The organism is Streptomyces sp. SudanB182_2057 (assembly GCF_964272715.1).
Lineage (GTDB): Bacteria > Actinomycetota > Actinomycetes > Streptomycetales > Streptomycetaceae > Streptomyces > Streptomyces rubradiris.
On the sequence record NZ_OZ186798.1, the window covers coordinates 1581432 to 1600312 of the forward strand.

At 72.5% G+C, this 18881-nt stretch carries 18 protein-coding genes; 2 read left to right on the plus strand and 16 right to left on the minus strand.

All coding sequences use genetic code 11. The features are described 5' to 3' along the window. Positions 1 to 2 precede the first annotated feature (2 nt). From hpnH to ACSURM_RS06655, 15 genes are all read right to left on the minus strand, one after another. Complete coding sequence (hpnH, locus tag ACSURM_RS06585) at positions 3 to 1025, minus strand: adenosyl-hopene transferase HpnH (RefSeq protein ID WP_436954002.1); 1023 nt, start codon at positions 1023 to 1025, stop codon at positions 3 to 5. 5 nt (positions 1026 to 1030) lie between these two features. Then, the gene (locus tag ACSURM_RS06590; RefSeq protein WP_436954003.1) at positions 1031 to 1714 is read right to left on the minus strand and encodes a phosphorylase family protein; all 684 of its coding nucleotides are present in this window, start codon (positions 1712 to 1714) and stop codon (positions 1031 to 1033) included. A gap of 1 nt (position 1715) precedes the next feature. Beyond that, positions 1716 to 3746, minus strand: coding sequence for a squalene--hopene cyclase (gene shc, locus ACSURM_RS06595; protein ID WP_436954004.1), 2031 nt, complete (start codon positions 3744 to 3746; stop codon positions 1716 to 1718). 116 nt (positions 3747 to 3862) lie between these two features. Continuing rightward, the gene (locus ACSURM_RS06600) at positions 3863 to 4936 is read right to left on the minus strand and encodes a polyprenyl synthetase family protein (protein WP_436954005.1); all 1074 of its coding nucleotides are present in this window, start codon (positions 4934 to 4936) and stop codon (positions 3863 to 3865) included. Between the two features lie 58 nt (positions 4937 to 4994). Next, complete coding sequence (hpnE, locus tag ACSURM_RS06605; RefSeq protein ID WP_436954006.1) at positions 4995 to 6425, minus strand: hydroxysqualene dehydroxylase HpnE; 1431 nt, start codon at positions 6423 to 6425, stop codon at positions 4995 to 4997. Then, a complete protein-coding gene (locus ACSURM_RS06610; protein WP_436954007.1) occupies positions 6422 to 6691 on the minus strand; it encodes a DUF6380 family protein in 270 nt (89 codons plus the stop codon). Before ACSURM_RS06610 ends, hpnE begins: the two co-directional genes overlap by 4 nt. Then, positions 6691 to 7641 carry a presqualene diphosphate synthase HpnD gene (gene hpnD, locus ACSURM_RS06615; RefSeq protein ID WP_436954008.1) on the minus strand — a complete coding sequence of 317 codons (951 nt, stop codon included), beginning with the start codon at positions 7639 to 7641 and terminating at the stop codon, positions 6691 to 6693. The genes ACSURM_RS06610 and hpnD overlap by 1 nt, the downstream gene beginning before the upstream one ends. Beyond that, positions 7638 to 8534, minus strand: coding sequence for a squalene synthase HpnC (gene hpnC / locus ACSURM_RS06620; RefSeq protein ID WP_436954009.1), 897 nt, complete (start codon positions 8532 to 8534; stop codon positions 7638 to 7640). Before hpnC ends, hpnD begins: the two co-directional genes overlap by 4 nt. A gap of 361 nt (positions 8535 to 8895) precedes the next feature. Beyond that, the gene (locus ACSURM_RS06625) at positions 8896 to 9675 is read right to left on the minus strand and encodes an ABC transporter ATP-binding protein (RefSeq protein ID WP_387515176.1); all 780 of its coding nucleotides are present in this window, start codon (positions 9673 to 9675) and stop codon (positions 8896 to 8898) included. Then, entirely contained in the window at positions 9668 to 10597 is a 930-nt protein-coding gene (locus ACSURM_RS06630; protein ID WP_436954010.1) for an ABC transporter permease, read from the minus strand. The genes ACSURM_RS06625 and ACSURM_RS06630 overlap by 8 nt, the downstream gene beginning before the upstream one ends. 90 nt (positions 10598 to 10687) lie before the next feature. Then, positions 10688 to 11560, minus strand: a complete 873-nt coding sequence (locus ACSURM_RS06635; protein ID WP_436954011.1) for a glycosyltransferase family 2 protein — start codon at positions 11558 to 11560, stop codon at positions 10688 to 10690. Positions 11561 to 11568: 8 nt separating this feature from the next. Beyond that, entirely contained in the window at positions 11569 to 12348 is a 780-nt protein-coding gene (locus ACSURM_RS06640; RefSeq protein WP_078637786.1) for a CDP-alcohol phosphatidyltransferase family protein, read from the minus strand. Next, entirely contained in the window at positions 12326 to 13387 is a 1062-nt protein-coding gene (locus tag ACSURM_RS06645) for an iron-containing alcohol dehydrogenase family protein (RefSeq protein WP_436954013.1), read from the minus strand. Before ACSURM_RS06645 ends, ACSURM_RS06640 begins: the two co-directional genes overlap by 23 nt. Further along, positions 13375 to 14127, minus strand: a complete 753-nt coding sequence (locus tag ACSURM_RS06650) for a sugar phosphate nucleotidyltransferase (RefSeq protein WP_436954014.1) — start codon at positions 14125 to 14127, stop codon at positions 13375 to 13377. Before ACSURM_RS06650 ends, ACSURM_RS06645 begins: the two co-directional genes overlap by 13 nt. Next, the gene (locus tag ACSURM_RS06655; protein WP_436954016.1) at positions 14124 to 15941 is read right to left on the minus strand and encodes a DUF5941 domain-containing protein; all 1818 of its coding nucleotides are present in this window, start codon (positions 15939 to 15941) and stop codon (positions 14124 to 14126) included. The genes ACSURM_RS06650 and ACSURM_RS06655 overlap by 4 nt, the downstream gene beginning before the upstream one ends. A 559-nt stretch (positions 15942 to 16500) precedes the next feature. Between ACSURM_RS06655 and ACSURM_RS06660 the strand changes: the two genes are divergently transcribed. Both ACSURM_RS06660 and idi read left to right on the plus strand, forming a co-directional pair. After that, positions 16501 to 17442: a cation diffusion facilitator family transporter gene (locus ACSURM_RS06660; protein ID WP_436954017.1), complete on the plus strand. Its 942-nt coding sequence runs from the start codon at positions 16501 to 16503 to the stop codon at positions 17440 to 17442. Positions 17443 to 17671: 229 nt separating this feature from the next. Continuing rightward, positions 17672 to 18265 (plus strand): isopentenyl-diphosphate Delta-isomerase, encoded by a 594-nt coding sequence (gene idi / locus ACSURM_RS06665; protein WP_359049466.1) that lies wholly within the window; start codon positions 17672 to 17674, stop codon positions 18263 to 18265. A gap of 9 nt (positions 18266 to 18274) precedes the next feature. On the opposite strand, the gene ACSURM_RS06670 is transcribed toward idi, so the two are convergent. Further along, positions 18275 to 18769 (minus strand): ATP-binding protein, encoded by a 495-nt coding sequence (locus ACSURM_RS06670; RefSeq protein WP_436960964.1) that lies wholly within the window; start codon positions 18767 to 18769, stop codon positions 18275 to 18277. Positions 18770 to 18881: the final 112 nt, after the last annotated feature.

Sequence of the window (18881 nt, forward strand, 5' to 3'; positions counted from 1 at the left end):
CGTCACTCCCGGTTTCCGGAGACGGTCTCGCGCAGGGCCCGCAGGGACTCCTTCAGGGAGCCCATGGTGGCGAGGACGGCGGTCGGCTCGTAACCGCAGTGCGCCATGCAGTTGTCGCAGCGCGGGTCCTTGCCGCGGCCGTACTTGTCCCAGTCGGTCTTCTCCACCAGTTCGCGGTACGTGGGCACGTACCCGTCGCTCATCAGGTAGCAGGGCCGCTGCCAGCCGAAGAGCGAGTAGTTGGGAATCGCCCACGCGGTGCACGGGAAGTCGACCTTGCCCTCCAGGAAGTCCAGGAAGAGCGGGGAGTGGTTGAGCCGCCACTTGCGGCGGTTGCCGCCAGCGAAGGCCTTCTTGAACAGCTCGCGGGTCTGCTCCACGCCGAGGAAGTGGTCCTGGTCCGGGGCCTTCTCGTAGGCGTAGGCGGGCGAGATCATCATCTCGTCGACCTTGAGGTCGTCGTTGAGGAAGTTGAGCACCTCGATGATGGTCTGCGGGGTGTCGGTGTTGAAGAAGGTGGAGTTGGTGGTCACCCGGAAGCCGCGCCGCTTGGCCTCCTTGATGGCGGCCACGGCCTCGTCGAACACGCCTTCCTTCGCCACGGATTCGTCGTGCCGCTCGCGCAGCCCGTCGATGTGCACCGCGAACGCGAAGTAGGGCGAGGGGGTGAACTTGTCCATCTTCTTGCGCAGCAGCATCGCGTTGGTGCACAGGAAGACGTACTTCCTCTTGGCCACCAACTGCCGCACGATCTCGTCGATCTGAGGATGCATCAACGGTTCGCCGCCGGCGATGGACACCATCGGCGCACCGGACTCCAGCACGGCGCCCACGGCCTGGGCGACCGGCATGCGCTGCTTGAGCACGCCGGCGGGGTGCTGGATCTTGCCGCAGCCCTCACACTTCAGATTGCAGGCGAAGAGCGGTTCCAGCTCGACAATGAGCGGGAACTTGTCCCGCTTGCGGAGCTTCTGTTCAGCCAGGTATGTAGCGACCTTGATGGACTGGCGCAGCGGCATGGCCATCTGGCTCACCTCCGGGGGAGCAGCAAAGAACGGTGCCAATCGAAAAATGCGGGAAGGATGGAACGTAGAACGCGGAAGGCCGATATCCCTCCGCGCAGGGTGCCGATCCGGACGAGTTCGTGTTCGGGAGCGTCCACGACGACCCGGACGGCGGCCACCGGCCGCTCGCCGGTGCGGACGGCGGCCAGCAGCGTGGCCGCCGACTCCATGTCCACGGCGATCGCGCCGGTGGCGAGCAGATCGGAACGCTCGGGGCCCCGCACGATGTGGTCGGAGCCGGTGAGCGGGCCGGTGTGGACGGCGCGTCCGGGCAGCAGGCGCGCGAGTTCCTTGGCCAGGAGCTCGGTGCCCACGCACGGCGTGGTACCGCGCGGGTCCCGGGTCTCCTCGGCGACCACCAGGTCGCCGGGGTGCATCCCGGGGGCCAGCCCGGCGCAGAAGCCGGTGGCCAGGACGGCCGTGCCGGCGGGTGCCGGGCCGGTCAGGAGCCGGGTGACGGAGCGTTCCGCCGCACGGGGTCCCATGCCCGTGCGGACGAAGGTCACCGGCCCGCCGGCCCCCCGCCCCGCGCCCCGCGGCACCGGCGCGCCCGTCCTGCGCGCCCGGCGGTCGCCGGTGCGCAGGGCGAGGTGCTCGATGCCGAGCGCGCAGGCGATCAGCAGCGGAGCCGGAGCGGGCTGGTGGCTCACATCAGTCTCCCTCGGCCCGCGCGGAGACCTTCCCGGCCGGGGCGAGCAGATTGCGCTCGAAGGGGTCCCCGTGCAGGTACCGGCCGAGTGCGGTGAGCGGGAACACCTGCCGGTACAGGTGGTAGTTGATGGAGAAGTCCCAGGGGAAGCCGGTGCCGGTGAAGTACGGCTCGTCCCAGCCGCCGTCCTCCCGCTGGGTGTCGGCCAGCCACCGCACGCCGCGCTCGACGGCCGCGGAGCCCTTCTCCCCCGCCGCGAGCAGCGCCATCAGCGCCCACGCGGTCTGCGAGGCGGTGGAGGCGCCCCGGCCGCTCCATTCCCTGGCGTCCTGGTAGGAGCGCAGGTCCTCGCCCCAGCCGCCGTCGTCGTTCTGGACGCTCTCCAGCCAGGCCACGGCCCGCCGGATCGCCGGGTGCGAGGTGGGCAGCCCGGCCGCGGTGAGCGCGGGGACCACCGAGCCGGTGCCGTAGAGGTAGTTGACGCCCCAGCGACCGAACCACGAGCCGTTCGGCTCCTGTTCGGCGAGCAGCCAGTCGATGCCGCGCCGGGTGCGCGGGTCGTCGGTCAGGCCCTCGGCGGCGAGCATCTCCACCACGTGCGCGGTGACGTCCGCGGACGGCGGGTCGATCACCTCGCCGAAGTCGCAGAACGGCAGCCGGTTCGGAAACGGGCTGGTGTTGTCCACGTCGAAGGCGCCCCAGGCGCCGTTCTTCGACTGCATGCCCAGGTTCCAGCGGACGGCGCGGCCGATGGCCCGGTCCACGTGCTCGGGGTCGTGGTGGCGGACCCGGCGCAGCGCGAGCGCGACCTCGGCGGTGTCGTCGATGTCGGGATAGTTGTCGTTGTGGAACTCGAAGGCCCAGCCGCCCGGGGGCAGTTCGGGCCGGCGCACGGCCCAGTCGCCGGGCCGGGCGATCTCCTCGCCGAGCATCCAGTCGGCCGCCTTGACCAGTTGCGGGTGGTCCGCGGGCAGTCCGGCGTCCACGAGGGCGATGGTGGCCAGGCAGGTGTCCCACACCGGGGACTGGCAGGCCTCGATCATCCGGGCGCCGTCCTCGCGCCAGACGGCGAAGCGGTCCAGGGAGGCGAGGCCCTCGCGCAGCACCGGGTGCTGGAGGTCGTAGCCGAGCAGGTGCAGGGCGATGACGGAGTACACGGCCGGGGGCTGGATGCCGCCCCAGCAGCCGTCGTTCTCCTGCCGCTCGATGATCCAGCGGGCCGCCGCGTTCATCGCGGCCCTGCGCAGCCTGCGCACGGCGACCTTGCGGTAGCCGCGGACCACCTTGTCCAGCCGCTGGAAGACCCCGTCCCAGCTCGCCACCGGGGCGAGCGGCTGCGGCGGGTTGGGGTTGGCGGGATCGGTGTGCAGCTCGTCCAGCGCGAACGGGGCCGGGCGCACCGGGCGCTTGGCGGAGACGATGGTGAGCGGCACGATGGTCTGCCGCGCCCAGCATCCGAAGTCGTAGATGTTGAGCGGGAACCAGGTGGGGAAGAAGATCAGCTCCGGCGGGAGTTCGGGCAGGTCCTCCCACTTCCACCAGCCGAACAGGGCGAGCCAGATCCGGGTGAAGACCCGGGCGGCGGCGATGCCGCCCCGCTCGCGGATCCACGCCGAGGCCCTCGCCATGTGGGGCGCGTCGGGCGCGTCGCCGGCCAGGCGCAGGGCGACGTACGCCTCCACGGTGGCGGAGAGGTCGCCGGGGCCGCCGTAGAAGGTGGCCCAGGTGCCGTCCGGGCGCTGCTCGCCGCGGATGAACTTCGCGGCGGCCTGTGTGGTGGTCTCGTCCAGGATGCCCAGGAACTGACGGAGCAGCAGGTCCTCGGCGTCCATGGTGACGTTGGTCTCCAGGTCGCCTTTCCACCAGCCCTCGGCGTCCTGCCGGGCGAGCAGGAAATCGGTGGCGCGCTGTACGGCGCGCGTGGCGGCTTCTTGTACCCCGGCCGTCTCGGGGATGGTGAGGGTGGAGTCGCTGGCCGCGGCAGCCCGGGACGGCAGAATGGCCCCGGTGCTTCCGTCGGTCGTCGCTGTCATGGCTTCCCCTTCGTGCAGTCGTGCGAGTCGTGCTGCTGTGGGTCCGCCGTCGGCCGGTGTCCTTGACTTGGCGACACCGGCCGGCGACTACGCGAGGCTTATCCAGCCAATGGTGATCATCTCTTTCGTACGACGACGAAGTCGGCGAGCGCCGTGAAGGAGTCCCGTACCCGGTCGGGCATGTCCACGGCGTCGAGGGCTTCGATGGCGATGGTGTGCTGACGGCGCGCTTCGGCGGCCGTCCACTCGCGGCCTCCGGCCTCCTCGATGAGGGCGGCGCGGGCCGCGAACTCCTCCTCGGAGAAGTTCTCGAAGTCGCTGCTCTTGGCGTCCGCGGCGAGGATCTCGCCGAGCTGTTCGGAGGCGGGGCCGCCGGCCGCGAGGGCGGCGACGACCGGCAGGGACTTCTTGCGCTGGCGCAGGTCGCTCCAGGTCTGCTTGCCGGTGGCCTCCGGGTCGCCCCAGATGCCGAGCAGGTCGTCCACGGCCTGGAAGGCGAGGCCGAGGTGGTAGCCGTAGCGCTCCAGGGCGTCGGCGGTGGTGTCGTCGGCGCCGCCGAGGACCGCGCCGATGGACGAGGCGCAGGCGAGCAGGGAACCGGTCTTGTTGCCCTCCATCTCCAGGCACTCCTCGACGCTGACGCGGTCGCGGTGCTCGTAGGAGATGTCCTGGGCCTGGCCGTCGATCAGGGCGCGGGTGGCCGCGGTCAGCCGGCGGGCGGCGCGGCCTGCCTCGACCGTGCCGAGCTCCAGCAGGATCTCGCCGGCGAGGGCGAACAGGGCGTCGCCGACCAGGATGGCCTGGGCGGGGCCGTGCACCTTCCAGACGGTGTCGCGGTGCCGGCGCTGCTCGTCGCCGTCCATCAGGTCGTCGTGCAGCAGTGAGAAGTTGTGCACGAGTTCGACGGCGACCGCGCCGGGTACTCCAGCCTCGGGCGCGGCACCGGTGACCTCGGCGGACAGCACGGCCAGCGCGGGGCGGACGGCCTTGCCGCCGTCGCCGTGCGCGGGGTTGCCGGCGGCGTCGATCCAGCCGAAGTGGTAGGCGGCCACGGTGTCCATGGGCGAGGCCAGGCGGTCGACGGCCGCCCGCAGCACCGGTGTGGCCAGGTTCCTGCCGCGCTCCAGGAGCGCGGTCACGTCCACCGCGGGCCTCCGAGCGGGCGTCGCGGCCGGGGGCACAGTGGGCACAATCTCTCCTCTGGTTGCGGTACCGGGGGTGCGGGGGCGTTCGCCCGCCGGCCGGGCGTCACGCCGCCTCCTCGAACGCGAAGAGGTGGCGGGGACGGGGCCGGCCCAGCGTGCCGAGCACGGCGTCGGCCGCGCTCACTCCGCTGCGGACCGCACTCTCCATGGTCGCGGGCCACCCGGTGGCGGTCCACGCTCCGGCCAGGTACAGGCCGGGGGCCTTGGTCCGGGCGCCGGGCCTGAGGCGTCCGACGCCGGGGGCGGGGGCGAACGTGGCCGTGCGCTCCCGGGTCACGAAGAAGTCCTTCACCTCGGCGGCGCGGGTGCCCGGGATGAGCCGCTCCAGCTCGGGCAGGTAGCGCTCGCGGAGTTCGGCCACCGGCGTGTCGATCTCGTCCCGCGCCGCCGACTGGGACAGCGCGAGGTACTGCCCGGTGCGCAGCCCGGAGGCGTCGGTGCGGTCGAACACCCACTGCACCGGGGTGCCGAGCGCCGTGAGGAAGGGGCGCGCGAGCACCTTGCGGTCGTAGACGACATGGACGTTGAGGATCGGCGCGGTGCCGATCTCCAGCAGCCGCTCGGGCGCGTCCAGGGCGCCGGGCGGGAGCAGGTCGTGGGCCTCGCGCTGGGGCACGGCCAGGACGACGGCGTCCGCGGAAAGTGTCTCGCCGGGAACTCGGACGCTCCACCCGCCGTTGTCATGGGTGGAGACGGAGGTGACGCGTGTACGGACCTCGGTACGGACGCCCGCGGAGTCGAGCGCCTTGCGGGCCAGCCGGTCGTGCAGTTCGCCCAGCGGGACGCGGGCCCAGCCGATGTCGGCCGCGCCCGGGTCGGACAGCAGACCGGTCTTGAACACCATCGCGGCGAGCCCCAGCGAGGCGTCGCCCGCGACCGCGTTGAGGGTGGCGACCCCGACCAGGTCCCACAGGGCCTCGATGGCGCGCGCGGACTGGCCGTGCGCGGCCAGCCAGCTGCCGAAGTCCTGGGTGTCCAGGGTCGGATCGGCGAGGTCGAGCCCCTTCAGCGCGAGCGCGGCCCGCCCGACGGCGGCGCGCTCGGCGAGCGAGAGGTGCGGATAGGCGGCCAGGCTGCGTCCCAGGTGGAGGGGGACGGGCAGCGGGTCGCGCCGCAGCCTGCCGAGCCGCCGGCCCACGGGCTTGGCGACGTCGACGACGGGCACGTCCAGGCGGTCCTGCAGCGGTGCCAGCGCCGTGCCCTGGATCCGGTCGAGGAACCAGCGGTAGGCGGTGCAGCAGCGCAGGTACACGTGCTGGCCGTTGTCGACGGTCAGTTCGCCGCGCTGGAAGGAGAAGGCGAGGCCGCCCAGCCTGGGCCTGCCTTCGAGCAGGGTGACGCGGATGCCCGCGTCGGCGAGGGCGAGCGCCGCGGTGGTCCCGGCGAGTCCGCCACCGACCACGACCGCGCTGCGGGCGGCCGTCGGCGAGGTGGCGGCCGGTGCCGGTGCGGGGTGGGGGGAGCCGTCGCTCATCGTGCGTCCTTCCGTGCGAGCGCTGCGCGGGCCGGGCCGGTGCGGGCCGTCCTTCGTCCGCGGCTTCGTCGTGGCCGGTCGTGTGGCCGGGCCTGCCCACACGAGGCCGGCCGCGCGCCGGGCACGGCTCCGCGCCCTTGCGGGGCGCGGGCATGCCGGGCGGAGGGCGCGCGGTCGGCCGCCGCAGTCAGGGACGCCATGCCGGGGTGGAGGGTTGCCTGGCGCGTGCCGTCCGGTGCGGCCGGCTCCGGTTCGGTGCGCTGCATCAGGCGCGCCTCCGGACGGAGCCCCGGGCGACATGGCGGGTGTCGAGGCCGGACAGGCCGCGCACGGCGACGTAGGCCTTCTCGTGTCCGGGCAGCGAGACCCGGCCGCGCAGCACGGCCTCCGGGTCGCGCTCGATGCGGTCGAGCAGCCGGCGGTAGATGCCGGCCATCGCGGCGACGCAGGCACCGCTGCGCCGGTCGAGCATGGGCAGCAGCCGGTAGCCCTCGGCGAAAAGGGCCCGGGCGCGCCGTACTTCGAAGTGGACGAGGCCGGCGAAGTCGGCGCCCTCCGGCGGGACCGGCGCGCTGAAGCCGGCCGAGCAGCCGAACTTGGCGAGGTCGTCGGCGGGCAGGTAGGTGCGGCCGCCGAGCGCGTCCTCGCGGACGTCGCGGAGGATGTTGGTGAGCTGGAGGGCGAGGCCGAGGGTGTCGGCGTACTCGGCCGCGCGCTCGGCGCCGCGCGCGCCGGGTTCGGTGCCGAACACGCCGAGCGAGAGGCGGCCGATGGCACCGGCGACACACCGGCAGTAGACCTTGAGGTCGTCCCAGGTCTCGTAGGTCTCCCCGCGCACGTCCATCTGGACGCCGTCGATCAGCTCGTCCAGGCCGCCGAGCGGGATCGGGAAGGCCCGCGCGGCGTGGCTGAGGGCGACGGCCACCGGGTCGGTGTCGTCCTCCTCGACCTCTTCGGCGCGGATCCGGGCGAGCAGCGCCCGGGTGTCCTCCAGCCGCGTCAGCTTGACCTCGTCGGCCAGGCCGCCGTCGCCGATGTCGTCCACGCGCCGGGAGAACGCGTACAGCGCCGACATGGCGCGGCGCTTGGCCGCCGGCAGCAGCCGGATGCCGTACGCGAAGTTACGGGCCTGCTGCCCGGTGACGGCCTCGCAGTAGCTGTAGGCGGCGAGTACCGGTGCGGACACGTGCGGCGCAGACTCCACGGTCCGGATCACCCCTCTCCTCGCAGGATCACGCCCACCTCACGCAGCAACTGGACCTTGCCGGGTCTGGGCGGGCCGGGAAGTACGTCGAATCCGGCGGCGGTGATCGCTTCGACCGCCGCCTTTCCCCCCGCCACGAACCCCGCGAGCAGCAGCTTCAGCCTGCCGTGGACGCTACCCACCAGGGGAGCGCCTTCATCCAGCAGATCGCGGGCGCGTTGTGCTTCGTATGCAACCAGGGCGCGCACTGATGCGCCCGCGGTTTTTTGGCCAAGATCAGCTTCCTGGACGTGGAAGCGCTTCATGTCCTCGGCCGGCAGGTAGATCCGGTCGCGGCCGTAGTCCTCGGCGACGTCCTGGAGGTGTTCCACGATCTGCAGCGCGGTGCAGATCGCGTCGGACAGCCGGATCCGCTCGGGGGTGGAGGTGCCGGTGACGCCGAGGACGAGGCGGCCGACGGGGTTGGCCGAGAGCGCGCAGTAGGCGAGGAGGTCGTCGTAGGTCTCGTACCGGGCGACGAGCTGGTCCTGGCGGTTGGCGGCGATCAGCCCGAGGAACGGCTCGGGGGTGAGGGCGCGGCGCCGGACGGTGGGCTGGAGGCGGCGCAGCAGCGGGTGGTGCGGCGTGCCGTCGAAGACGCGGCGCAGGTCCTCCTCGAAGGCGTCGAGGAGGACCAGCCGGTCGGTGGCCTCGGCGGGCGACACGCCGAGCGCGCGGGCGTCGGCGCCGCCGGGGGCGAGGTCGCCGTCGCCGATGTCGTCCACGAGGCGGGCGAAGCCGTAGACCGCCATGAGGTCGGCGCGCCAGGCCCGGGGCAGGAAGAAGGGGGCCACCGGGAAGTTCTCGCTCGCGGCCTTGTCCAGGGTGGCGCGTTCCAGGCCGGACGCCGTATCGGTGGCCGTCATCGGGCGCTGCCCGGGGCGGGGACGGCACACGCTGCGTTGAGCTGGGGCGTTTCCGTAGCCATTGCCGTCACATCTCCCGTTCTACACTGCCGACCCAATACACACTATTTCGGACACGCCGCCCCGCAATGCGCGAAGGCACCCCCACGAAGGAGGGCGCGCATTATCGCCGGACTTGCCGGTTTCCGGCACCGGTACAGCTTACGTTGTACAACGTCGCGCCCATCGCCGGGGTGTCCCGCACATCACAACAACACACCGATTGGCTCCAAGATTCCTGCACCCGGGCCGAGTTGACGTTTCCTTTGCAGTGGAAGGGCCCCGCCGGACGAAATTCCGACGGGGCCCTGGCCGAAACGGGTCACTTGCCCGTGAACTTCTCGTACTCCTTCAGGACCTCGTCGGTGGGTCCGTCCATCCGCAGTTCACCGCGTTCCAGCCACAACACGCGGTTGCAGGTGTCGCGGATCGACTTGTTGTTGTGACTGACCAGAAAGACCGTTCCGGCCTCTTTGCGCAGTTCCCGGATGCGTTCCTCGGAGCGCTGCTGGAACTTGCGGTCACCGGTGGCCAGCGCCTCGTCGATCATCAGGACGTCGTGGTCCTTGGCGGCGGCGATGGAGAAACGCAGCCGGGCCGCCATACCGGAGGAGTAGGTGCGCATCGGCAGGGTGATGAAGTCGCCCTTCTCGTTGATGCCGGAGAAGTCGACGATGTCCTGGTAACGCTCCTTGATCTGCTCCCGGGACATGCCCATGGCCAGACCGCCCAGGATGACGTTGCGCTCGCCGGTGAGGTCGTTCATCAAAGCCGCGTTCACGCCCAGCAGGGACGGCTGGCCGTCGGTGTAGACCTTGCCCTTCTCCGCGGGCAGCAGGCCGGCCACGGCGCGCAGCAGGGTCGACTTGCCGGAGCCGTTGGAGCCGATCAGGCCGATGGCCTCGCCGCGGTAGGCGACGAAGGACACGCCGCGCACGGCGTGCACCTTGCGCACGCCCCGCTCCTCGCCGCGCCGGAGGATGCGGCTGAGGGCCGCCGTCGCGCTGCCCTTGCCGGACTTGGCTCCGTTGACCCGGTAGACGATGTGCAGGTCGTCCGCGATGACCGTCGGGCGCCGGTCCTCGTTGTGCTGCTCAGCCACGGCCGTACCGCTCCTCCGCCTTCCAGAAGTACACGAAGCCGCCGGCGAAGAAGACCACGGCCCAGAACAGGGCGATGGCCCACACGTGCGGCGGCAGATGCGACGAGCCGTAGCCGTCGATCAGCGCGAAGCGCATCAGGTCCATGTAGATCGCGACCGGGTTGACCTGGAGAACCCGGACGATCCACTCGGGGCGGCCCGCCAGCATGTTGTTGATCGAGAACATGACACCGGAGGCGTACATCCAGGTGCGCAGCAGGAACGGCATCAGCTGCGCGAGGTCCGGCGTCTTGGCGCCCATGCGGGCCACGATCAGCGCCAGCCCGGTGTTGAACAGGAACTGGAGCACCAGCACCGGCACGATCAGCAGCCAGGACAGGCCCGGGTAGCTGCCGAAGCCGATCGCCACGGCGAACAGCACCAGCATCGAGAACATCAGCTGCTGGAGCTGCTGGAGCGAGAAGGAGATGGGCAGCGAGGCGCGCGGGAAGTGCAGGGCGCGCACCAGGCCGAGGTTTCCGGAGATCGCGCGGACGCCCGACATCACCGAGCTCTGCGTGAAGGTGAACACGAACACGCCGGTGACCAGGAACGGGATGTACACGTCCTGGGACATGCCGCGGCTGGCGTGCAGGATCAGCCCGAAGATGAAGAAGTACACGGCCGCGTTCAGCAGGGGCGTGGCCACCTGCCAGAGCTGGCCGAGTTTGGCCTGGCTGTACTGGGCGGTCAGCTTGGCCTGGGAGAAGGCCAGGATGAAGTGGCGCCGTCCCCACAGCTGCCGGACGTACTCCACGAGCGAGGGCCGGGCGCCGCTCACGGAGAGCCCGTACTTGGCGGCGAGCTCGGCCGCCGTCAGTCCCGCGTCGGGCGACGCGGCCGCGGTCACCGCGACCGTGCCGTCGTGCATGGTCTCACTCACAGGTGGAAACTTTCGTCCTCGGGTACGCGTGTCTGGTTCGTCCTGCGGGCGGCCGCGCGCGGCGGCACCGGCCCGTCGGGGACGAGCTTGTCAGATGACCGGCGGGCGGCCCAGTCGGGTGAGTCGCCATACCGTACGCCAGCGCATCGGGCGGCGCGGACCGCACGGCGTGGACCAGCCTTCCCGGAAGCCGCCGAACCACGCCTTCAGGGCCGGTCGCGAGGGACGGCGCGCCAGGGTGAGCAGCAGCCAGACCCCGAGGTAGACCGGGACCAGGGGGGCGGGCAGGTTGCGGCGGGCGAGCCAGACCCGGTTGCGGGCGACCATGCGGTGGTAGACCGCGTGCCGCGACGGCGCGGTCGTCGGGTGGTACAGCACCATGTCGGAGCGGTAGTCGATCATCCAGCCCGCGTCCAGCGCCCGCCAGGCCAGGTCGGTCTCCTCGTGCGCGTAGAAGAACTCGTCGGGCAGGACGCCGGCCTCCGCGAAGACGCGGGTGCGCACGGCGTTGGCGCCGCCGAGGAAGGTGGTGACCCGGGAGGAGCGCATCGGGTCGGAGGCACGCAGCCGGGGCACGTGCCGACGCTGGGTCTCGCCGGTGTCGGGGTCGGCGATGCGGAAGCTGATGATGCCCAGCTCGGGGTCCGCGGCGAAGGCCTCGCGGCACAGCTCGGCGGTGTCGTGGCGGGCGAGCAGGCCGTCGTCGTCGAGGAAGAGCAATATGTCGACATCGCGGCCGCCGGGACCGAAGGCGGCTATGCCGACGTTACGCCCGCCGGGGATGCCCAGGTTCTCGGGCACCTCCACGGTCCGCACGCCCTCGGGCACCTCCGGTACGGGCGAGCCGTTGCCGACGACGACGACCTCGACCGGGTCGCCGTCCTGCTTGGCGACGGAGTCGAGCAGGGCCCGCAGCTCCTCGGGCCGGTTGCCCATGGTGATGATGACGGCACCGACCTTCATGGGCGCGCTCACTTCAGCCTGCTGGAGGCGAGGATGGACACCAGGTGCAGCAGGGTCTGCAGCAGGGCGATGCCGGCCAGCACGGCGGTGCCGAGGCGGGTGAAGAACAGGTCGCCGCGGGCCTGGTCCACGATCGCGAGGACGAGGATGAGCAGCGAGGCCTCGATGCCGAGGATCAGCCGGTGGAACTTCAGCGCCGAGGCGGCCCGCCGGGCCAGCGCCATGCCGGAGGAGCGCGGCTCGGACGCGGCCTCCTGCACCGGGGGCTTGCCGGTCTGGTGCCGGGCGACGCCGACCAGGTCGGTCTCGGCCTTGATCAGGATGGCGCCGAGCGCGGCGAGGGTGCCGAGGAAGGCCCACAGCCAGTCGATCCGGCCGGTGCCCCACAGGTCGGCGGCGCGCAGGCCGAGGCCGACCAGCACGGCCGCGTCGGTGAGGTAGGCGCCGACCCGGTCCAGGTAGACCCCGCCCAGCGAGTACTGCTGCTTCCAGCGGGCGACCTCGCCGTCGACGCAGTCCAGCAGCAGGTACAGCTGGGTGGCGACCACGCCGAGCACCGCGCCCGTGATCCCCGGCACCAGCAGGGCCGGGGTCGCGAGCACGCCGCAGACGGTCATCAGGTACGTGAGCTGGTTGGGCGTGACCCTGGTGTTGACCAGGTAGCGGTCGACGCGCAGGGACACCTCGCGCATGTAGAGGCGTCCCGCCCAGTGCTCACCGCTGCGCCGGTCCTTCACCCCCGCGGGGTGGACGACCGGACGGAGTTCAGCTACCGATGGCCTTGACATAGTCGGCGTAGATGTCCTTGATCTGGTTCGTCTTGAGGTCGAGGTGTTCGAGGATCGTGTAGCGGCCGGGCCGGGTCTCCGGGGCGAACTCGACCGCGCGGACGAACTCGTCCACCGTGAAGCCGATCTCCTCCGGCAGGACCGGGAGCCCGTGCCGGCGCAGCACCTCGGCCATGTACGCCGACTCCTCGTGGGCGCCGCGCAGATACATCGCGAAGGCGGCGCCGAGGCCGCACTGCTCGCCGTGGGCGGCGGCGCGCTTGGGGTAGAGCAGGTCGAAGGCGTGGTTGATCTCGTGGCAGGCGCCGGAGGACGGGCGGGAGTCGCCCGACACGGACATGGCGATACCGGTGAGGACCAGCGCCTCGGCCAGCACCTGGAGGAAGCCGTCCTCGCCGACCCCGCCGGGGTGCCGCAGCACCGCCTCGCCGGCCTGCCGGGCCATGGCGGCGGCCAGGCCGTCGACCTTCTCGCCGTTGACCCGGTGGGACAGCTCCCAGTCCGCGACGGCGGAGATGTTGGAGATGGCGTCGCCGATGCCGGAGCGGACGAACCGGACGGGCGCCTCGCGGATCACGTCGAGGTCGATGATGACCGCGATCGGGTTGGGCACGCCGTAGGAGCCGCGGCCCGCGTCGTTGTCGAGGGTCGCGACCGGCGAGCACAGGCCGTCGTGGGCGAGGTTGGTGGCGACGGCGACCAGCGGCAGGCCGACGCGGGAGGCCGCGAACTTGGCGCAGTCGATGATCTTGCCGCCGCCGAGGCCGACGACCGCGTCGTAGTGACCGGCCTTGATGTCGCCCGCCAGCCGGATGGCGTCGTCCAGGGTGCCGCCGCCGACCTCGTACCAGGTGGCGCCGGGCAGCGTCGGGGCGATCCGTTCGCGCAGCCGGGCGCCGGAGCCGCCGCTGACGGCGATGGCGAGCCGGCCCGACTGCGAGATGCGTTCGTCCGCGAGCACACAGGCCAGGTCGTCCAGGGCACCGGGGCGGATGTCCACGACGACCGGCGAGGGGATCAGCCGGGTCAGTACTGGCACGCGATCTCCCGTCCCCGGGCGAGGTCGTCGTGGTTGTCGATCTCGACCCAGTCGACCTCGCCGATCGGCGCCACGTCGATGCGGAAGCCGCGGTCGACCAGCTCCTGGTACCCGTGCTCGTAGAACTGCTGCGGGTCGGTCTCCCAGACCGTCTTCAGCGCGTCCGCCAGCTCCGGCGCCGCGTCGCCCTCGATCAGGGTGACGCCGATGTACTCGCCGGTGGCCTCCGCCGGGTCCATCAGCTTGGTGATCTTCGTCATCCCCTTCGCGGGATCGACGACGACCTTCATCTCCTCGTCGGCCAGCTTCTTCACCGTGTCCACGGCCAGGATGATCTTCTTGCCCTCGCCCCGCGCGGCCAGCAGCGTCTTCTCCACGGAGACCGGGTGCACGGTGTCGCCGTTGGCGAGGATCACCCCGTCACGCAGCGCGTCCCGGCCGCACCACAGGGAGTAGGCGTTGTTCCACTCCTCGGCCTTGTCGTTGTCGATCAGGGTGAGCTTCAGGCCGTACTTCGCCTCCAGCGCCGCCTTGCGCGCGTAGACGGCCTCCTTGCGGTAACCGACGATGACCGCGACCTCGGTCAGCCCGATCTCGGCGAAGTTGCCCAGCGTCAGGTCCAGGACCGTCGGTTCGCCCTCCACACCCTCGGGCCCCACCGGCACCAGTGCCTTGGGCAGCGTGTCGGTGTAGGGGCGCAGACGCCGTCCGGCGCCGGCCGCCAGCACGAGGCCGATCATGCGGTTTCTCCTTCATCGTGTACGGCGGGCGCCCCGGCGGACACCCAGAAGCGGACGCTCTCGACGAGCACCACCAGGGCGATGGCCACGGCGAGAACCGTGAGCGCGGCCTTGAACTGCGCCGCGGTGAGCACGGCGGCCAGGACGGTGAGGAGCAGCGTCCGCCCCTCCTGGCCACCGATGACGCGCACCAGCCAGGCCGGGGGCGCTCCGGCGTTGCCGCGGATGCGGTACACCGTGTCGTAGTGATGGTAGGCGACGGCCGCCACCAGCCCGAAAGCGGCGGGAAGCGCTCCGTTCACCCCCGCTTTACCGGCGAGGGCGAGGACCGTGCCGTACTCGGCGGCCCGGAACACCGGCGGGACCAGCCAGTCCAGGGCGCCCTTGAGCGGGCGGGCCACGGCGAGCGCCGAGGTGAGGACGTAGACCAGGGCCCCGGCCACCGGGAGCGCGCCGCCGAAGTCGGTGAGGGCGGAGCAGGCCACGACCGCGGCACCGCCGAGCAGGGCGACGGCGGGCACGGCGAGACCGGGCAGGCCGCGCCGGAACACCCGGCGCAGCGCGTTCGCCGACGGCCCGGAGTCGGCGAGGTCGGCGAGCGCCCGCGCGGCCCGGTCGGTGCGCCGGGCCCTGCGGGTCACCGAGCGCAGCACCCGGCCGGCCGTGGTGTACGCCGCGGCCAGGGCGCAGCCGACGAGCAGGGCGTAGAAGGTGATGCGCGGGGTGGTGGCCGCGGTGAGGACCGCGATCATCGCCCAGCGTTCGCCGATCGGCAGCACGATCATGCGGCGCACCCAGACCGTCCAGCCGACGCTGTCGAGCTTGTCGGAGAGGGCGGCGGTGGGGCTGGTGTTGGCGGTGGCGTCGTGGTTGGCCTCGTTGAAGGAGAAGTCGACCACGTGCCGGCAGGTCTGCAGGACCATCGCGCCGAGGGCGAGGGCCCAGACGTCGTCGCCGCCGCGGGCCGCGCCGAGGGCGAGGCCCGCGTAGTAGGCGTACTCCTTGGCCCGGTCGAAGGTGGCGTCGAGCCAGGCGCCGAGGGTGGAGTACTTCAGCGCGTAGCGGGCGAGCTGGCCGTCGGTGCAGTCCAGCACGAAGGACGCGATGAGCAGCACGCCGGCCGCGACGAAGCCGCCGCGGGTGCCGGTCGCCGCGCAGCCGGCCGCGATCAGCGCGGTGAGCAGCGAGGCCGTGGTGACCTGGTTCGGGGTCAGGCCGCGGCGGGCGCACCAGCGGGCGATGTAGCGCGAGTAGGGGCTGATGAAGAACGTGGTGAAGAAGCCGTCGCGGGACTTCACGGCCGACTTCAGGCGGACGGCCTCCTCGTCGACGGCGGCGACGGCCCGCAGGGCCTCGTCCCGTGCTCCCGGATCGGCGGGCACGGCGGCGACCAGGCTGCCCAGCTCGGGCCGGTGCACCGCGTCGCCGTCGTCCTCCAGGGCGCCGGCGACGCGGTCGGCGAGGCTGTCCACGGCGAGCGCGGGGGCGCCGCCCTCGGCGGCGCGGGCGGGCGCGGAGGTCGCGCGGGCCACGGCCCGGGTGAGGGCCTGCCGGGCGGCGGGCCGTGCGGTGACGGCGCCGGGTACGGCGGCGAGCGGGAAGCGCGGGTCGGTCAGGCCGAGGCGCAGCGCGTGCGGGTGGCCCACGAAGCGGGCGTCGACCAGGGCGACGCGCCGGTCGGACGGCACGGCGGCGAGCAGGGTCTCGGTCTCGGCGGCGTCGGCGGCCACGCGCACGTCGAAGCCGAGGGACCGCAGATCGTTCTCCAGTGACGATCCGGGGACCGGCTGACCGGTGACGATGGCGGTCGACAACCGAACTCACTCCCTGGGTGCCGGCGCGCGGCGCCGGTCTGCTGCATGGTGGGGCGCCCCGGCCTGCGGCACCGGGCGGCATGTCGGCAGAGGCTATCGGATGGGCCGGAGCCCGCGTTCACCGGCCGTTCACGGCCCGGCCCACCGGGGCTGACCCGGCCTTTGCCGCGATCATCATCAGGGATCCGGGGCCCCGCCCACAAACCCGTGGAGCAGACCCGGGCAACCGGGACACCGGACGGCAAGAACACCGGGCGGCGGGGACGCCGGGCAGCCCGGACACGGGGCGACCGGGGTGCCGGGCTGTCGCGCCGGCGGGACCGGGGCCACCGGGGCGCGTCACGGCGCCGCCCGGCGCGGGCGCCCGCGCCGGGCGGGGGTCCCCGACGCCGGGCCACCGGCCCGGGGACGGGACCGCGGCGGGCGGGCCCGAGCGCGCTGACCTGCGCAGCGTTTCCGCAGGTCACAGCACATGACAACGGTGTTCAGTGCCGCGTTGCCAATACCCCCTGCCCGTAGTTCACTGGCCCTCCGGGCAGACGAACGGAAGGCGGTAGTCATGGGGGCAGGGCACGACCACGGGCACGCGCACTCGCACGCGCCGGCCCCGGGTACGGCCACGGCCGCCTATCGCGGCCGGCTGCGCGTGGCGCTGGGCATCACGCTCACGATCATGGTGGTGGAGATCGTCGGCGGCCTGGTCGCGGACTCGCTCGCGCTGATCGCGGACGCGGCGCACATGGCGACCGACGCGGTCGGTCTCGGCATGGCGCTGCTCGCGATCCGCTTCGCGGGCCGCCCGCCGAGCGCCAACCGCACCTTCGGCTACGCCCGCGCGGAGATCCTCGCGGCCCTGGCCAACTGTCTGCTGCTGCTGGGGGTCGGCGGATACGTCCTGTACGAGGCGGTCCAGCGGTTCGTCGAGCCCGCGCCGACCCGGGGCGGGCTGATGATCGTGTTCGGTCTGGTGGGCCTGGTCGCGAACTCCGTCTCGCTGCTGCTGCTGATGCGCGGGCAGAAGGAGAGCCTGAACGTGCGCGGCGCGTTCCTGGAGGTGGCCGCGGACGCGCTGGGCTCGGTGGCGGTGCTGGTGTCGGCGGCGGTGATCCTGGTCACCGGCTGGCAGCCGGCGGACCCGGTCGCCTCCCTGGTCATCGGGCTGATGATCGTGCCGCGCACGCTGAAGCTGCTGCGCGAGACGCTGGACGTGCTGCTGGAGGCGGCCCCCAAAGACGTCGACATGGCCGAGGTGCGGGCGCACATCCTGGCGCTGGACGGCGTGGAGGAGGTGCACGACCTGCACGCCTGGACCATCACCTCGGGCATGCCGGTGCTGTCGGCGCACGTGGTGGTCAGCTCCGAGGTGCTGAACGCCATCGGGAACGAGAAGATGCTGCACGAACTCCAGGGCTGCCTCGGCGACCACTTCGACGTGGAGCACTGCACGTTCCAGCTGGAACCGGGCGGGCACGCGGAGCACGAGGCACGGCTCTGCCACTGACGGCGCGGGCGCCGCGCGGCCCGGCGGCGCCTCAGCGCCCGGCAGCGCCTCACCGCCCGGCCGTACCTCACCGCCGGCGTGCCCCGGCCGGTTTCCCGGGGCGGAGGCCGGGCACGATGGGCTACCGGGTCCGGCGCCGGTGCCGCGCCGCGCGGAGGCGCGGGGCGTGCCCGGGGCGCCGGATCCGTACGGCAGACTGGGGAAGCTGGGACCGAAGCGAAGGATGCGTATGCCGATCACACCCGCCACCGCGACGCACGGCTCGTCGGAGGACACCGCAGAGGCGATCTTGCTGGAACTGGTCGACGAGGACGGTGTGACGATCGGCACCGAGGAGAAGCTCGCCGCCCATCAGCCGCCGGGGCGGCTGCACCGGGCGTTCTCGGTGTTCCTCTTCGACGCGCGGGGGCGGCTGCTGCTCCAGCAGCGGGCGCTCGGCAAGTACCACTCCCCCGGTGTGTGGTCCAACACCTGCTGCGGTCACCCGTACCCGGGCGAGGCGCCGTTCGCGGCGGCGGCCCGGCGCACCCACGAGGAGCTCGGCGTGTCGCCGTCGCTGCTCGCGGCGGCCGGCACGGTCCGCTACAACCACCCGGACCCCGCCTCGGGCCTGGTGGAGCAGGAGTACAACCACCTGTTCGTCGGCCTGGTGCAGGCGCCGCCCGCGCCGGACCCCGAGGAGGTCGCCCAGACCGTCTTCGTGACCGCGGACGAACTGGCCGAACGGCACGCCCGGGACCCGTTCTCGGCGTGGTTCATGACCGTCCTGGACGCGGCCCGGCCGGCGATCAGGGAGCTGACGGGCCCGACCGCCGGCTGGTGACCCCGCCCGCTACGGCAGCGCCGGGGGCTTGAGCGGCAGGGCGGCCCAGACCACCTTGCCGCCGCTCGCGGTGTGCTCCACGTCGACCACCCCGCCCGCCTCCCGGGCCACCTCGCGGACCAGGAGCAGCCCCCGGCCGCCGGTCCGGCCGTGGTCGGCCTCCAGGGGGGTGGGGCGGTAGGGGTGGTTGTCCTCCACCGACACCCGCACCCACTCCGCTCCCACGGCCACCTCCACGGCGAGCACCGGCGAGAGCAGCGCCGCGTGCCGCACCGCGTTGGTGACCAGCTCGGTGACGATCAGCAGCAGTCCGTGCACCAGGTCGTCGGAGACCGGCACGCCCTGGCGCGACAGCAGGTCCCGTACCGCGTGCCGGGCCTGCGGCACCGAGGCGTCCACTGCGGCGGCGGTGAACCGCCAGACGCCCTCGTACGGCAGGGGGCCCTGCGGCCGTCCGCCGTCCTCCGCCGGGCACGGGCCGTGTCCGTGCCCCTGGTCGTCCATCGTCCGGTCGCCGTCCTCGCGCTCGATTGTCACCACACGTCGAGTGTTGGTAACGATGCGCTGCCACCCGGATACCTGAACACAAGTCAGCGGGTATCGAACGCTTTCTGAC

What these genes read in the sequence shown, in the direction of transcription:
- hpnH (WP_436954002.1), bottom strand. Translation starts at nt 1,025, where the DNA reads ATGGCCATGCCGCTGCGCCAGTCCATCAAGGTCGCTACATACCTGGCT.
- shc (WP_436954004.1), bottom strand. Translation starts at nt 3,746, where the DNA reads ATGACAGCGACGACCGACGGAAGCACCGGGGCCATTCTGCCGTCCCGG.
- hpnE (WP_436954006.1), bottom strand. Translation starts at nt 6,425, where the DNA reads ATGAGCGACGGCTCCCCCCACCCCGCACCGGCACCGGCCGCCACCTCG.
- ACSURM_RS06610 (WP_436954007.1), bottom strand. Translation starts at nt 6,691, where the DNA reads ATGCAGCGCACCGAACCGGAGCCGGCCGCACCGGACGGCACGCGCCAG.
- hpnC (WP_436954009.1), bottom strand. Translation starts at nt 8,534, where the DNA reads ATGACGGCCACCGATACGGCGTCCGGCCTGGAACGCGCCACCCTGGAC.
- ACSURM_RS06635 (WP_436954011.1), bottom strand. Translation starts at nt 11,560, where the DNA reads ATGAAGGTCGGTGCCGTCATCATCACCATGGGCAACCGGCCCGAGGAG.
- ACSURM_RS06640 (WP_078637786.1), bottom strand. Translation starts at nt 12,348, where the DNA reads ATGTCAAGGCCATCGGTAGCTGAACTCCGTCCGGTCGTCCACCCCGCG.
- ACSURM_RS06650 (WP_436954014.1), bottom strand. Translation starts at nt 14,127, where the DNA reads ATGATCGGCCTCGTGCTGGCGGCCGGCGCCGGACGGCGTCTGCGCCCC.
- ACSURM_RS06660 (WP_436954017.1), top strand. Translation starts at nt 16,501, where the DNA reads ATGGGGGCAGGGCACGACCACGGGCACGCGCACTCGCACGCGCCGGCC.
- idi (WP_359049466.1), top strand. Translation starts at nt 17,672, where the DNA reads ATGCCGATCACACCCGCCACCGCGACGCACGGCTCGTCGGAGGACACC.
- ACSURM_RS06670 (WP_436960964.1), bottom strand. Translation starts at nt 18,769, where the DNA reads ATGGACGACCAGGGGCACGGACACGGCCCGTGCCCGGCGGAGGACGGC.